Here is a 13,564-nt window from a genome sequence, read left to right as displayed (position 1 = left end):
TCTGCTGCATTGTGCGCCCGGCGTCACGGGTATAGACTTTGCGAACTTTACACAGAGGCCACTAGCGGTTCGATGGGAGCCGTTCAGTCAGCATGAAACCGATTCAGCTGCCCCTAGGTGTGCGTCTGCGTGATGACGCAACCTTTATCAATTACTACCCAGGCGCCAATGCCGCAGCACTCGGCTATGTCGAGCGGCTATGCGAAGCCGACGCCGGGTGGACGGAAAGCCTGATCTATCTGTGGGGCAAGCATGGCGTGGGGCGTACCCACCTGTTGCAGGCCGCGTGCCTGCGCTTCGAGCAGATGGGCGAGCCGGCGGTGTACCTGCCGTTGGCCGAGCTGATGGACCATGGTATCGGCATCTTCGACAACCTTGAGCAATACGAACTGGTGTGCCTGGATGACCTGCAGGTCATCGCCGGCAAGGCGCAGTGGGAAGAAGCCTTGTTCCACCTGTTCAACCGCCTGCGCGACAGCGGCAGGCGCCTGTTGATCGCCGCGTCCACCTCGCCCCGGGAGTTGCCGGTCAAGCTGGCCGACCTCAAGTCCCGTCTCACCCTGGCGCTGATCTTCCAGATGCGACCCTTGTCCGACGAAGACAAATTGCGCGCCCTGCAATTGCGTGCATCTCGTCGCGGCCTGCACCTTACCGACGAAGTCGGGCATTTTATTCTCACTCGTGGCACGCGCAGCATGAGCGCGCTGTTCGATTTGCTCGAACAGCTTGACCAGGCGTCCCTGCAGGCGCAAAGAAAATTGACGATCCCTTTTCTCAAAGAGACGTTGGGCTGGTAACTGTTTGATTTGCATGGATTCGGCATTTTTCAGGCGCCAGAAATCCTGCGTTTGAGCCGCATCGGCTACGCATTTTGCCCATTAAATGGAATTACGGCTTAGATGTCGCAGTCCAATTGCCAAGTCACATAGACCTCGATTGAATTTGCAAATCGATCCGATAGCGGGCATAGTCTCGGCTTCTTTACATACCAGCCACGGTCGTGCCCATGCTAAATCGCTTCGCACCCCTCGTGCCTCTCGCACTCGTCACCCTGTTGTTTGGTTGCGCCTCCCAGCCCCAGCAAGTGGCTGTCCAGCAAAAACCACAGGTTCAAAGCCAGGCAAAATTCGTTGCCGCGCAGTCTGCTTCCGTTTACGAAGACGAACTGGCAACCGAAAAAGAACTGACCGATTTTTCCGGCAGCAAGCCTTATCAGCTTCCTGTGCTGGCCGACAGCATCCTCGAACGTGGCATGTCCCTGATCGGTACCCGCTACCGTTTTGGTGGTACCTCTGAAGCCGGTTTCGATTGCAGCGGCTTTATCGGTTACCTGTTTCGTGAAGAGGCGGGCATGAATCTGCCACGCTCGACGCGCGAAATGATCAACGTGAAAGCACCGTTGGTCGCGCGCAACAACCTCAAGCCCGGCGATCTGCTTTTCTTCAGTACGGCAGGCCGTGGTCGTGTCAGCCACGCCGGTATCTACTTGGGCGATAACCAGTTTATCCACTCCAGCAGCCGTCGCAGTGGCGGCGTTCGAGTCGACAGCCTGGGCGACAGCTACTGGAGCAAAACCTTCATCGAAGCCAAGCGCGCACTCGCCATGGCCCCGTCTACAGTGACCGCCAGTAAGTAAAGTTAAAGTGATACTTGAAGTTTGACGCGTAAGGGCTAGAATCCCTGGACATTGTTGTAATCCGTTCGCGCGAGCCCTGCTTGCGCGTTCTGGTTTTCAGCGTTCGGCAGCGAAAAGCCGCTCCAGACCAGGATTGTTCTGCCCATGTCGACCTCGGCCCGCCTCATGCTTCTTGTTTGCGCCGCGCTGCTCAGTGCCTGCGCAAGCCGTCCACCGCCGCCGGCGCCTGTCGCCGTCAAGCCCAAGCCGGTGTTCAACTACGCTGCCACCCAAAGTTTCTCGCCTGCGGCCGAAGACGTGCTCTTCCGTGCACTCGGTCTGGTCGGCACGCCTTATCGCTGGGGCGGTAATACACCGGACTCGGGATTCGATTGCAGCGGCCTGATCGGCTTCGTCTACCGCGATGCGGCCGGTATTTCCCTGCCACGTACCACCCGCGAACTGATCGTGATGCGCGCCCAGGATGTGAGTGAGCAGAACCTGCAGACCGGTGACTTGCTGTTCTTCGCCACCGGCGGCGGTTCCCAGGTCAGCCATGCGGGCATCTATGTGGGCGAGGGCCGTTTCGTGCATGCGCCGCAAACCGGCGGCACGGTGAAGCTGGATACCTTGTCCAAGGCGTATTGGCAGAATGCGTACCTGAGCGCCAAGCGCGTATTGCCGGCCGAGCATCTGGCGCGCAATCCTTAACGCTCAAACCAGGATCCGCACGTGGGAGGGGGCTTGCTCCCGATGGCGGTGCATCAGTTCAACCATTCATTGACTGATCCACTGCTATCGGGAGCAGGCCCCCTCCCACATGTGTTTTGCGGTGTTTATTTAGCGGCTGAAACCCGCCACACCTTATTCCCCACATCATCGGCCACCAGCAGATCCCCCTGCTGATCGATGACCACGCCCACTGGCCGGCCCATGGCTTTCTCGTCTTTGTCGAGGAACCCGGTCAGCACGTCCACCGGCTGCCCCTTGGGTTGTCCGCCCTCGAACGGCACGAAGATCACCTTGTAGCCACTGTGCGGCTTGCGGTTCCACGAGCCGTGCTGGCCGATGAACGCGCCGTTGCTGAAGGTCGCCGGGAGTTTGCTGCCTTCGGCAAAGGTCAGCCCCAGGGATGCGGTGTGCGGGCCCACGGCGTAGTCCGGTGCAATGGCCTTGGCCACTAGCTCCGGATTCTGCGGCGTCACGCGCACGTCCACATGCTGACCGTAGTAACTGAACGGCCAGCCATAAAAGCCGCCATCCTTGACCGAGGTGATGTAGTCCGGCACCAGGTCGCTGCCGATTTCGTCGCGCTCGTTGACGGCCGTCCACAGTTTTCCGCTCTGCGGTTCCCAGGCCATGCCGTTGGGATTGCGCAGGCCCGACGCGAAAATCCGGTGCTGGCCGGTGGTGCGGTCAACTTCCCAGATCGCTGCGCGGCCTTGTTCGGCCTCCAGTCCGTTTTCGCCAACGTTACTGTTGGAGCCGACGCTCACATAGAGCTTGCTGCCGTCCTTGCTCGCCACCACGTTTTTCGTCCAGTGGTGGTTCAGCGGACCGCCTGGCAAATCGACGACTGTAGTGCCCTGGGTTTTGATCGCGGTTTCGCCCGGCTGATAGGCAAAGCGCAGCAGCTTGTCCGAGTCGGCCACGTACAGGTCGTTGCCCACCAAGGTCATGCCGAATGGCGAGTTGAGGTTTTCCAGGAAAACCGTGCGTGTCTCGGCCACGCCGTCGTGGTCGGCATCGCGCAGCAGGGTGATGCGGTTCGGGCTCGGCACACCTGCGCCGGCGCGGCCCATGACTTTCTCCATCACCCAGCCGCGAATGCCCTTGGCATCATCCGGCTTGGGCGGCGCGTTGGTTTCGGCCACCAGTACGTCGCCATTGGGCAACACATAGAGCCAGCGCGGGTGGTCCAGGCCTTCGGCGAACGCAGCGACCTGAGTGCCAGCGGCGGCGGTCGGCTTGGCGCCTTCAGGCCAGCCGATGGCCGGTGCGATGTTTACTGTTGGGATCAGCGTCTTGTTCGGTTGCGGCAACTTGGGCGACGGCCCGGTGCCATCCGACACCTGCAGCGTCGAGCTTTCACCGCAGGCGGCAAGGGTGCCGGCGAGCATGATGAGTAAGGCGAGTCTTGTTTTATGCATGGTTTTCTCCTGAATGCCTGTAAGGGTAGAGGATTGCCAGCGCGGGATGGTTCAAGTGCCAGGCCAGCTTTAATTGACGCTCCACCCCCAACCCACTAACCTTCGCCGCTTGTTCCAGGTGCTCCGTGGCGCGTGCGTCGACAGAGTGAAACAGGGAAGCCGGTGAGTGAGCGCACTTGTACACAGTGCTGCCGCGATCCCGGCGCTGCCCCCGCAACGGTAAATGAGTCAACACGGTGCTGTTTGCCACTGTATCGCCCGCGATATGGGAAGGCGCGCCGCCGGCTTGCCTGCGCTTGATACGTGCAGGCGCCACTCATGAGTCCGGAGACCGGCCTTGAACATTCAACAGCATCACGGTGGGCGATGCTTGGCTGTCTGTATGTGCTTGTTCCTGCCCGCCGTTTTTGTCCAGCCCCAACGGAGAGCTGCCATGACCGATTCCCCCGAACGCGACGAGCGCCATCTGGCGCGCATGCTGCGCAAAAAAGCCGTGATCGACGAGCGCATCGCCAACTCGCCGAATGAGTGCGGCCTGCTGCTGGTGCTCACCGGCAACGGCAAAGGCAAGAGCAGCTCGGCCTTCGGCATGCTGGCCCGTGCCATGGGCCACGGCATGCAGTGCGGTGTGGTGCAGTTCATCAAGGGCCGTTTCAGCACCGGCGAAGAGATGTTCTTCCGCCGCTTCCCCGAGCAGGTGCGCTTTCACGTGATGGGTGAAGGTTTCACCTGGGAAACTCAGGACCGCCAGCGCGACATCGCCGCCGCCGAAGCCGCTTGGGCGGTATCGCGGGCAATGCTGCAGGACCCCTCCATCGGCCTGGTGGTGCTGGATGAATTGAACATTGCCCTCAAGCACGGCTACCTCAACCTTGACCAGGTCCTCAGCGACCTGCAGGCCCGCCCGCCGATGCAGCACGTGGTGGTCACCGGCCGTGGCGCCAAGCCCGAGCTGATTGAAATGGGCGACACCGTCACCGAAATGGGCATGCTCAAGCACGCATTCCAGGCCGGCATCAAGGCTCAGAAGGGCGTCGAACTTTGAATCAGCCCCGTCATTGCCCGGCCGTTCTGATTGCCGCACCGGCGTCCGGCCAGGGCAAAACCACCGTGACCGCCGCCCTGGCCCGGCTGCACCGCAATCTGGGGCGCAAGGTGCGCGTGTTCAAGTGCGGCCCGGACTTCCTCGACCCGATGATCCACGAGCGCGCCAGTGGTGCGCCGGTGTATCAGTTGGACATGTGGATGGTGGGCGAGCAGGAAAGTCGCCGCCTGTTGTGGGAAGCGGCGGGCGAGGCCGACCTTATTCTGATCGAAGGCGTCATGGGCCTGTTCGACGGCACGCCCTCCAGCGCCGACCTGGCGCGACATTTCGGTGTGCCGGTGCTCGGCGTGATCGACGGCACCGCCATGGCCCAGACCTTCGGCGCACTGGCCCTGGGCCTGGCGCGCTATCAGCCGGACCTGCCGTTCGCCGGCGTGCTGGCCAACCGGGTCGGCACCCTGCGTCATGCGCAGTTGCTCGAAGGCAGCCTCACCGAAGGCCTGCGCTGGTACGGCGCGCTGTCCCGCGAGACTGGAATCGAACTGCCCAGCCGTCACCTCGGCCTGGTGCAGGCCAGCGAGCTCAATGACCTCGATGCGCGCCTGGACGCCGCCGCCCAGGCCCTGGGCAGCAGTTGCGAAGTGGCGGTGCCGCCACCGGTGACCTTTGCCGTGCCCGAGGTGATCGCGGCCGAGCCGTTGCTCGCCGGCGTGCGCATTGCCATCGCCCGGGACGAAGCGTTTGCCTTCACCTATGGCGCCAGCCTGGACCTGTTGCGGGCGATGGGCGCCGAGCTGAGGTTCTTCTCACCGCTTCACGATAGTCAGTTGCCTGAGGCCGACAGCCTGTACCTGCCCGGTGGTTACCCGGAGCTGCATCACCAGGCGCTGTCGGAAAATACCTCGATGCTCGCAGCCATTCGTGCCCATCACGCGGCGAATAAACCCTTGCTCGCCGAGTGTGGCGGCATGTTGTATCTGCTCGACTCGCTCACCGACGTTGACGGCATCCGCGCCGAACTGGTGGGCCTGTTGCGGGGCGACGCGGTGATGCAGAAGAAACTGGCGGCGCTGGCGCTGCAGAGTGTCGAGCTGCCGGAGGGCACGTTGCGCGGGCACACCTATCACCATTCGCTGACCAGCACCGAATGGGATCCGATCGCCCGTGGCCTGAGCCCCAATGGCGGGCGCGGTGCCGAGGCGGTGTATCGGCAGGGCCGGATGACCGCTTCCTATGTGCACTTTTACTTCCCGTCGAATCCGGCGGCGGTGGCCGCGCTTTTTGCGCCGGATCTCAAGACCGCTGTCGCAGGCAATCCAGCGCCCACATTGATAGCGTTTACAGATCAAACGGTAGGGCCATGACCGACCACGCATTCCCCCAGGCCGAGCGCGACGCCGTGTACCGCGCCATCGCCGAACGCCGCGACATGCGCCACTTCAGCGGTGGCACGGTCGCCCCCGAATTACTGCAGCGCCTGCTCCAGGCCGCACATCAGGCCCCCAGCGTGGGCCTGATGCAGCCCTGGCGCTTTATCCGCATCAGCGACCGCTCGTTGCGCGAGCGGATCCAGCACCTGGTGGAAGACGAACGCGTGCGCACCGCTCAGGCCCTGGGGGAGTGTTCCGACCAGTTCATGAAGCTCAAGGTCGAAGGCATCCACGACTGCGCCGAAGTGCTGGTGGCAGCGCTGATGGATGACCGTGAACGGCATATTTTCGGCCGTCGCACCTTGCCCGAAATGGACATGGCCTCGCTGTCCTGCGCAATCCAGAACCTGTGGCTGGCCGCGCGGGTGGAAGGGCTGGGCATGGGCTGGGTGTCGTTGTTCGAACCCCAGGCCCTGGCCGACCTGCTGGGCTTGCCGCCAGGTGCCAAGCCCCTGGCCGTATTGTGCCTGGGCCCTGTCGCCGAATTTTATCCGGCGCCAATGCTACAGCTCGAGGGCTGGCGCGAGCCACAGCCGTTGAGTGAGATGCTGTATGAAAATGCGTGGGGAGTGAGTCAATGAGTGTGGCCTTGCTGTGCGTCGCTGCCGTGGCGCTGGACGCGCTGCTGGGTGAGCCCAGGCGCTGGCATCCGCTGGTGGCATTCGGCAACTTTGCCGGGCGCATCGAGCAACGCTTCAACAGCGGTGGGCGCGGCTGGCGCAGCCATGGGGTCACCGCCTGGGTCATCGCGGTGGTGCCGTTGACCCTGCTGGCCACCGCCTTGTCATGGGCGCCTTATATTGGCTGGACGCTGGAGATCCTCGCGTTGTACTGCGCCCTGGGCATGCGCAGCCTGGGTGAGCATGTGATACCGGTGGCCCAGGCCCTGCGCAGCGATGACCTGGTTGAGGCGCGCACGCGGGTGAGTTACCTGGTCAGCCGCGAGACCGCCGAACTGGACGCCACCGACGTCGCCCGCGCTGCCACCGAGTCGGTGCTGGAAAACGGCAGCGACGCAGTATTTGCCGCACTGTTCTGGTTTGTGGTCGCCGGCGTGCCGGGCGTGGTGCTCTATCGTCTGAGCAATACGCTGGACGCGATGTGGGGCTACCGCACCGAACGCTTCGAGCGCTTCGGCTGGGCAGCTGCCAGAATTGACGATGTGCTCAACTATATTCCTGCGCGGCTGGTGGCCTTGACCTACGCCGTGCTGGGCAAGACCCGCCTGGCGCTCAAGTGCTGGCGCACCCAGGGTCCGACCTGGGACAGCCCCAACGCCGGGCCAGTGATGGCGGCCGGCGCGGGCGCGCTGGGCGTGGCGCTGGGTGGTGCGGCGATCTATCACGGCGAGCTGCATCAGCGTCCACCGCTGGGCGAAGGCCCGGCGGCGGATGCCGATGCCATCGAGCGGGGCTGGCAACTGGTGCAGCGCGGCGTATGGCTGTGGCTGCTGATTCTGTGCGCGGGGGCGCAATTTTATGCTTGAACACGGCGGACGCCTGCGCAAGGCGGCAATCCAGTACGGCATTGCCGAAGACCAGTGGCTCGACCTGTCCAGTGGTCTGGCGCCGTGGCCCTGGCCGATTCCCGAGATCCCGTTGCGCGCCTGGGCGCGTCTGCCGGAAACCGACGATGGCCTGGAGTTGGCCGCCAGCGAATATTACGGCGCGGCGCATGTATTGCCAGTGGCCGGTTCGCAGGCGGCCATCCAGTTGCTGCCGCGCCTGCGTCGTTCCGGCAAGGTCGGCGTGCTGTCGCCGTGCTACGCCGAACACGCCGAAGCCTGGCGTCGCGCCGGGTATGTGGTGCGCGAAGTACAGGAGCAGGAAGTCGACTTCTTTCTCGACAGCCTCGATGTGCTGGTGGTGGTTAACCCGAACAACCCCACGGGGTTGAGCCTGAGCCCGCAACGCCTGCTCGCCTGGCACACCCGCCTGGCGCAGCGCGGAGGCTGGCTGGTGGTGGACGAAGCCTTCATGGACGTCACCCCGCACCTGAGCCTGGCGGGCCATGCCCATCAGGTCGGGCTGATCGTGCTGCGCTCATTCGGCAAATTCTTTGGCCTGGCCGGTGTGCGGCTGGGCTTTGTCCTGGCCGAGCGGCGGTTGCTCAAGCTGCTCGCCGAGCAGGTCGGCCCCTGGGCCGTCAGCGGGCCGACGCGTGTACTGGGTCAGGCCTGTTTGCGTGATACCGACGGGCACACGCGCCAGCGCGCGCGCTGTGTCGAGGCCGGGCAGCGTTTGTTTGCCTTGCTTGAGCGCCACGGCTTTCAGCCGCAGGGCGGCTGTGCCCTGTTCCAATGGTTGATCACGACACACGCCGAGCGGCTGCACGAATTCATGGCCCAGCGCGGCATCCTGCTGCGTCTGTTTGCGCACAACAGCAGCCTGCGCTTCGGCCTGCCCGACACCGAGGCCGACTGGCTGCGCCTCGATGCGGCACTGGCCGCTTACCGGGAGGCGGCATGAGTACGCTGATGGTGCAGGGCACCACCTCCGATGCCGGCAAAAGTACCCTGGTGACCGCGCTGTGCCGTTGGCTGGTGCGCCAGGGCGTGGCAGTGGCGCCGTTCAAACCGCAGAACATGGCCCTCAACAGCGCCGTGACCGCCGAAGGCGGCGAGATCGGCCGCGCCCAGGCGGTGCAGGCCCAAGCCGCCCGCCTGGCGCCCCACACCGACATGAATCCGGTGTTGCTCAAACCCAACAGCGATACCGGCTCGCAGGTCATCATCCACGGCCGCGCCGTCACCAGCATGAACGCGGTGGCCTACCACGATTACAAAGCCATCGCGATGCAGGCGGTGCTGGCCTCCCATGCGCGCCTGAGCGCAGCCTACCCGGTGGTGATGGTGGAAGGCGCGGGCTCGCCGGCAGAAATCAACCTGCGCGCCAACGACATCGCCAACATGGGTTTTGCCGAAGCGGTGGACTGCCCGGTGCTGCTGATCGCCGATATCAACCGTGGCGGCGTGTTTGCCCATCTGGTAGGCACCCTGGAATTGCTCTCGCCCAGCGAACAGGCGCGGGTCCGGGGTTTTATCATCAACCGCTTTCGCGGCGACATTGCGCTGCTGCAGCCGGGGCTCGATTGGCTTCAGGCACGCACCGGCAAACCGGTGGTGGGCGTGTTGCCCTATGTGATGGACCTGCACCTGGAAGCCGAGGACGGCATCGACCGGCGCCAGATCGACAAGGTCGCCCAGGTGCTCAGGGTGGTCGTGCCGGTATTGCCGCGCATCAGCAACCACACGGATTTCGACCCGTTACGCCTGCACCCCCAGGTGGACCTGCAGTTCGTGGGGCCGGGCCAGCTGATCCCGGCCGCCGACCTGATCATCCTGCCGGGCTCGAAAAGTGTGCGCAGTGATTTGGCGTATCTGCGCGCCAATGGCTGGGACAGCGCCGTGGCGCGGCATTTGCGCTATGGCGGCAAGGTGCTGGGGATTTGCGGTGGTTTGCAGATGCTGGGTGAGCAGGTGCATGACCCGCTTGGGCTGGAAGGGGCTGCAGGGTCCAGCGACGGGCTGGGACTGCTGGGGTTCAGCACCACGTTGGAAGAAGAGAAGCAGTTGCGCAATGTGCGTGGGCGGCTGTTTTTGGAAGACGCTGAGGTGAGTGGGTATGAGATTCATGCGGGGGTGACGTCGGGTGACGGTCTGACGCGTGCTGCGGTGCTGCTGGATGATGGGCGCACTGATGGCGCGCGCAGTGCTGACGGGCAAATCCTTGGCACCTACTTGCACGGTTTGTTCGAAACCCCCGCGGCGTGCAGCGCCTTGCTGCGTTGGGCCGGGTTGCAGGATGTGCAGGAGGTGGATTACCACGCGCTGCGTGAGCGGGATATCGAGCGGTTGGCGGATTTGGTGGAGAACCATCTGGACACCGCGTTGTTGCGCAAACTGTGTGGAATCTGACGGTGTACGGACAGATTCCCTGTGGCAGCGGGCTTGCTCCCGATGGTGGTTTTTCGGTGTACATATCCGTTGTTGCGGTAATGGCGGCTTATGGTTCCGCTCTTACAGCGGGTCACTTTTGGAAGAGCCCAAAAGTAACCAAAAGGCTCTCGCCCCACCACTCGGCACCTCGCTCAGGCTCGGTGTGCCCGCATGCAGGCTTGAATCCGTGGGCCGCCGCAATGGGCCATCCCTGGCCCAGTGCGGCTAACCCGGCGTCCTGCCGGGTTGCCCAAGGATTCAAACCTGCGTTCGGCCAGCGTGGTTTTACGGGGCGCCTGAGATCAAAATCAACAGCCAGATCAACAGCTGATGTGCGTTTCTGTGGGAGCGGGCTTGCCCGCGATGGCGGCTTGAGAGTCGATCACTATGTAACTGAAACGCCACGTTCCAAATATGGGAGGGGGCTTGCTACCGATGGTGGTTTTTCGGTGTACATATCCGTTGTTGCGGTAATGGCGGCTTATGGTTCCGCTCTTACAGCGGGTCACTTTTGGAAGAGCCCAAAAGTAACCAAAAGGCTCTCGCCCCACCACTCGGCACCTCGCTCAGGCTCGGTGTGCCCGCATGCAGGCTTGAATCCGTGGGCCGCCGCAATGGGCCATCCCTGGCCCAGTGCGGCTAACCCGGCGTCCTGCCGGGTTGCCCAAGGATTCAAACCTGCGTTCGGCCAGCGTGGTTTTACGGGGCGCCTGAGATCAAAATCAACAGCCAGATCAACAGCTGATGTGCGTTTCTGTGGGAGCGGGCTTGCCCGCGATGGCGGTTTGAGAGTCGATCACTATGTAACTGAAGCGCCACATTCCAAATATGGGAGGGGGCTTGCTACCGATGGCGGTTTTTCGGTGTACATATCCGTTGTTGCGGTAATGGCGGCTTATGGTTCCGCTCTTACAGCGGGTCACTTTTGGAAGAGCCCAAAAGTAACCAAAAGGCTCTCGCCCCACCACTCGGCACCTCGCTCAGGCTCGGTGTGCCCGCACGCAGGCTTGAATCCGTGGGCCGCCGCAATGTGCCATCCCTGGCCCAGTGCGGCTAACCCGGCGTCCTGCCGGGTTGCCCACGGATTCAAACCTGCGTTCGGCCAGCGTGGTTTTACGGGGCGCCTGAGATCAAAATCAACAGCCAGATCAACAGCTGATGTGCGTTTCTGTGGGAGCGGGCTTGCCCGCGATGGCGGCCTGACAGTCACACAATTTCAGCCAACCGAAGGTGCCATCCCATGCTTGAACTGATCCTCGGTGGCGCCCGCTCCGGCAAAAGCCGTCTCGCCGAAAAGCTTGCCAGCGACAGTGGCCTGTCGGTCACTTACATCGCCACCAGCCAACCGCTGGACGGTGAGATGAACGAGCGCGTTGCCCTTCATCGTCAACGGCGCCCGGACCACTGGGGCCTGATCGAAGAGCCGATTGAGCTGGCGCGCGTGCTGCGGGAAAACGCAGCCCCCGGGCGGTGCCTGCTGGTGGACTGCCTGACCTTGTGGCTGACCAACCTGCTGATGCTCGAAGACCCCGCGCGTCTGGCGCTAGAGCGCGATCAACTGCTCGATACCCTGGCCTCGCTGCCGGGGCAGATTATTTTTGTCAGCAACGAGACCGGTCTGGGTGTCGTGCCGCTGGGCGAATTGACTCGCCGCTATGTGGATGAAGCCGGTTGGCTGCATCAAGCCCTGGCCGAGCGTTGTCAGCGTGTTGTCCTGACCGTCGCCGGCCTGCCTATGACTTTGAAAGGTACTGCGTTATGACTGACAACTGGTGGCTCAACCCATGTAAGGCGATTGACGCCCCGGCGTACGAACAAGCTCTGGCACGCCAGCAGCAATTGACCAAGCCGGCCGGTTCTCTTGGCCAGTTGGAAGCGCTGGCAGTGCAATTGGCGGGGTTGCAGGGACGGGTCAAACCGTCGGTGGATCGGCTGTGGATCGCGATTTTCGCCGGTGATCATGGCGTGGTCGCCGAAGGGGTATCGGCCTTTCCCCAGGAAGTGACCGGGCAGATGCTGCATAACTTTGTCAGCGGCGGCGCGGCCATCAGTGTGTTGGCGCGTCAGTTGGATGCGCAACTGGAGGTGGTCGACCTGGGCACTGTCACGCCCGCGTTGAGCTTGCCCGGCGTGCGTCATTTGAATCTCGGCGCGGGCACGGCGAATTTCGTCAACGGCCCAGCGATGACGGCGGCCCAGGGCAAGCAAGCGCTGCAAGCCGGCCGCGACAGCGTGCTGCGCGCGCTGGAGAGCGGCGCGCAATTGTTTATCGGTGGCGAGATGGGCATCGGCAACACCACCGCCGCCAGTGCGCTGGCGTGTGCCTTGCTCGATTGCCCGGTGACAGACCTGACCGGACCGGGTACGGGTCTAGATGCCCAGGGCGTCAGCCACAAGGTGGCGGTTATCGAGCGCGCGCTGACGCTGCATGCCGGGCAACGCGGTGATGCGTTGCAAACGCTGTTCAATCTCGGCGGGTTTGAGATCGCGGCCCTGGTCGGCGCGTATCTGGCCTGTGCCCAGGAGGGCGTGGCGGTGCTGGTGGACGGGTTTATCTGCACCGTTGCGGCGCTGGTGGCTACGCGTCTTAGCCCGGCGTGCCGCGAATGGCTGCTGTTTGGCCATCGTGGCGCCGAGCCGGGGCATCGCCATGTGCTGCAAAGCCTCGACGCCCGGCCGTTGTTGGACCTTGGCCTGCGCCTGGGCGAGGGCAGTGGCGCCGCAACGGCGGTGCCGCTGTTGCGACTGGCCTGCGCACTGCACGGGCAGATGGCGACATTCGCCGAAGCGGCCGTGGCGGATCGTCCCGCATGACCTTGCACCTGGACTTGCTGCGTCATGGTGAAACCGAATTGGGCGGCGGCCTGCGCGGCAGCCTGGATGACGCGCTCACCGCCAACGGCTGGGCGCAGATGCGCGCCGCTGTGGTCGAGCAAGGACCCTGGGACCGGGTGATCAGTTCTCCGCTGCAACGGTGTGCGCGTTTTGCCGAGGAGTTGGGCACACGTCTCAACTTGCCGGTGAGCCTGGAACGAGACCTGCAGGAGCTGCATTTCGGCGCCTGGGAAGGACAGAGCGCGGCGGCATTGATGCAAACCGATGCCGAAGGCCTGGGCCTGTTCTGGGCCGATCCTTATAGCTTTACGCCGCCCGAGGGAGAGCTGGTCAGCGATTTTTCCGACCGGGTACTTGGCGCTGTCTCACGTCTGCATCAGGCCTATGCCGGTGAGCGCGTGTTGTTGATCAGCCACGGCGGGGTCATGCGTTTGCTGCTGGCGCGCGCGCGCGGCCTGCCCCGTGAACAGTTGCTGAATGTCGAAGTCGGCCACGGTGGGCTGTTCAGCCTGCGGGTCGGCGCAGGCGGCGTATTGAAGGAAGGCGTCTGAT

The 13,564-nt window shown here is 63.5% G+C and carries 13 protein-coding genes and 1 riboswitch; of the genes, 12 read left to right on the top strand and 1 reads right to left on the bottom strand.

Annotated features, from left to right (window positions below; translation table 11 throughout):
- Positions 1-92 precede the first annotated feature (92 nt).
- The 3 genes from hda to H045_RS13330 all read left to right on the top strand — a co-directional run bounded on the left by hda (position 93) and on the right by H045_RS13330 (position 2,326).
- Positions 93-797, top strand: coding sequence for a DnaA regulatory inactivator Hda (gene hda / locus H045_RS13340; protein ID WP_003238826.1), 705 nt, complete (start codon positions 93-95; stop codon positions 795-797).
- 209 nt (positions 798-1,006) lie between these two features.
- A complete protein-coding gene (locus H045_RS13335; protein ID WP_003238825.1) occupies positions 1,007-1,636 on the top strand; it encodes a C40 family peptidase in 630 nt (209 codons plus the stop codon).
- Positions 1,637-1,780: 144 nt separating this feature from the next.
- A complete protein-coding gene (locus tag H045_RS13330) occupies positions 1,781-2,326 on the top strand; it encodes a C40 family peptidase (protein WP_003238823.1) in 546 nt (181 codons plus the stop codon).
- 125 nt (positions 2,327-2,451) lie between these two features.
- On the opposite strand, the gene H045_RS13325 is transcribed toward H045_RS13330, so the two are convergent.
- Entirely contained in the window at positions 2,452-3,765 is a 1,314-nt protein-coding gene (locus H045_RS13325) for a PQQ-dependent sugar dehydrogenase (protein ID WP_015372613.1), read from the bottom strand.
- A gap of 99 nt (positions 3,766-3,864) precedes the next feature.
- Positions 3,865-4,119, top strand: a riboswitch (cobalamin riboswitch).
- Between the two features lie 79 nt (positions 4,120-4,198).
- On the opposite strand from H045_RS13325, the gene cobO reads away from it, so the two are divergent.
- The 9 genes from cobO (at position 4,199) to cobC (ending at position 13,563) form a co-directional block, all read left to right on the top strand.
- A complete protein-coding gene (cobO, locus tag H045_RS13320) occupies positions 4,199-4,810 on the top strand; it encodes a cob(I)yrinic acid a,c-diamide adenosyltransferase (protein WP_015372612.1) in 612 nt (203 codons plus the stop codon).
- On the top strand, positions 4,807-6,174 hold the full coding sequence (locus tag H045_RS13315) for a cobyrinic acid a,c-diamide synthase CobB (protein ID WP_015372611.1): 1,368 nt from the start codon (positions 4,807-4,809) through the stop codon (positions 6,172-6,174). Before cobO ends, H045_RS13315 begins: the two co-directional genes overlap by 4 nt.
- Complete coding sequence (bluB, locus tag H045_RS13310) at positions 6,171-6,821, top strand: 5,6-dimethylbenzimidazole synthase (protein ID WP_015372610.1); 651 nt, start codon at positions 6,171-6,173, stop codon at positions 6,819-6,821. The genes H045_RS13315 and bluB overlap by 4 nt, the downstream gene beginning before the upstream one ends.
- A complete protein-coding gene (cbiB, locus tag H045_RS13305) occupies positions 6,818-7,726 on the top strand; it encodes an adenosylcobinamide-phosphate synthase CbiB (protein WP_003238813.1) in 909 nt (302 codons plus the stop codon). The genes bluB and cbiB overlap by 4 nt, the downstream gene beginning before the upstream one ends.
- Positions 7,719-8,708 carry a threonine-phosphate decarboxylase CobD gene (gene cobD / locus H045_RS13300; protein WP_003238811.1) on the top strand — a complete coding sequence of 330 codons (990 nt, stop codon included), beginning with the start codon at positions 7,719-7,721 and terminating at the stop codon, positions 8,706-8,708. Before cbiB ends, cobD begins: the two co-directional genes overlap by 8 nt.
- A complete protein-coding gene (locus tag H045_RS13295) occupies positions 8,705-10,156 on the top strand; it encodes a cobyric acid synthase (protein WP_003238810.1) in 1,452 nt (483 codons plus the stop codon). Before cobD ends, H045_RS13295 begins: the two co-directional genes overlap by 4 nt.
- A gap of 1,261 nt (positions 10,157-11,417) precedes the next feature.
- Complete coding sequence (gene cobU, locus H045_RS13290) at positions 11,418-11,939, top strand: bifunctional adenosylcobinamide kinase/adenosylcobinamide-phosphate guanylyltransferase (RefSeq protein ID WP_015372609.1); 522 nt, start codon at positions 11,418-11,420, stop codon at positions 11,937-11,939.
- Entirely contained in the window at positions 11,936-12,991 is a 1,056-nt protein-coding gene (cobT, locus tag H045_RS13285) for a nicotinate-nucleotide--dimethylbenzimidazole phosphoribosyltransferase (protein WP_015372608.1), read from the top strand. Before cobU ends, cobT begins: the two co-directional genes overlap by 4 nt.
- A complete protein-coding gene (cobC, locus tag H045_RS13280) occupies positions 12,988-13,563 on the top strand; it encodes an alpha-ribazole phosphatase family protein (protein ID WP_003238804.1) in 576 nt (191 codons plus the stop codon). The genes cobT and cobC overlap by 4 nt, the downstream gene beginning before the upstream one ends.
- Position 13,564: the final 1 nt, after the last annotated feature.

The organism is Pseudomonas poae RE*1-1-14, assembly GCF_000336465.1.
GTDB classification, from domain to species: Bacteria; Pseudomonadota; Gammaproteobacteria; order Pseudomonadales; family Pseudomonadaceae; genus Aquipseudomonas; species Aquipseudomonas poae.
Note: the sequence above shows the minus strand (reverse complement) of the source record. Positions and strands in the feature narration are given on the sequence as shown.

Coding starts and splice junctions, on each gene's coding strand:
- H045_RS13295 (WP_003238810.1), top strand. CDS start 8,705: ATGAGTACGCTGATGGTGCAGGGCACCACCTCCGATGCCGGCAAAAGT.
- H045_RS13325 (WP_015372613.1), bottom strand. CDS start 3,765: ATGCATAAAACAAGACTCGCCTTACTCATCATGCTCGCCGGCACCCTT.
- cobC (WP_003238804.1), top strand. CDS start 12,988: ATGACCTTGCACCTGGACTTGCTGCGTCATGGTGAAACCGAATTGGGC.
- cobD (WP_003238811.1), top strand. CDS start 7,719: ATGCTTGAACACGGCGGACGCCTGCGCAAGGCGGCAATCCAGTACGGC.
- cbiB (WP_003238813.1), top strand. CDS start 6,818: ATGAGTGTGGCCTTGCTGTGCGTCGCTGCCGTGGCGCTGGACGCGCTG.
- H045_RS13335 (WP_003238825.1), top strand. CDS start 1,007: ATGCTAAATCGCTTCGCACCCCTCGTGCCTCTCGCACTCGTCACCCTG.
- hda (WP_003238826.1), top strand. CDS start 93: ATGAAACCGATTCAGCTGCCCCTAGGTGTGCGTCTGCGTGATGACGCA.
- cobO (WP_015372612.1), top strand. CDS start 4,199: ATGACCGATTCCCCCGAACGCGACGAGCGCCATCTGGCGCGCATGCTG.
- H045_RS13330 (WP_003238823.1), top strand. CDS start 1,781: ATGTCGACCTCGGCCCGCCTCATGCTTCTTGTTTGCGCCGCGCTGCTC.
- bluB (WP_015372610.1), top strand. CDS start 6,171: ATGACCGACCACGCATTCCCCCAGGCCGAGCGCGACGCCGTGTACCGC.
- cobT (WP_015372608.1), top strand. CDS start 11,936: ATGACTGACAACTGGTGGCTCAACCCATGTAAGGCGATTGACGCCCCG.
- cobU (WP_015372609.1), top strand. CDS start 11,418: ATGCTTGAACTGATCCTCGGTGGCGCCCGCTCCGGCAAAAGCCGTCTC.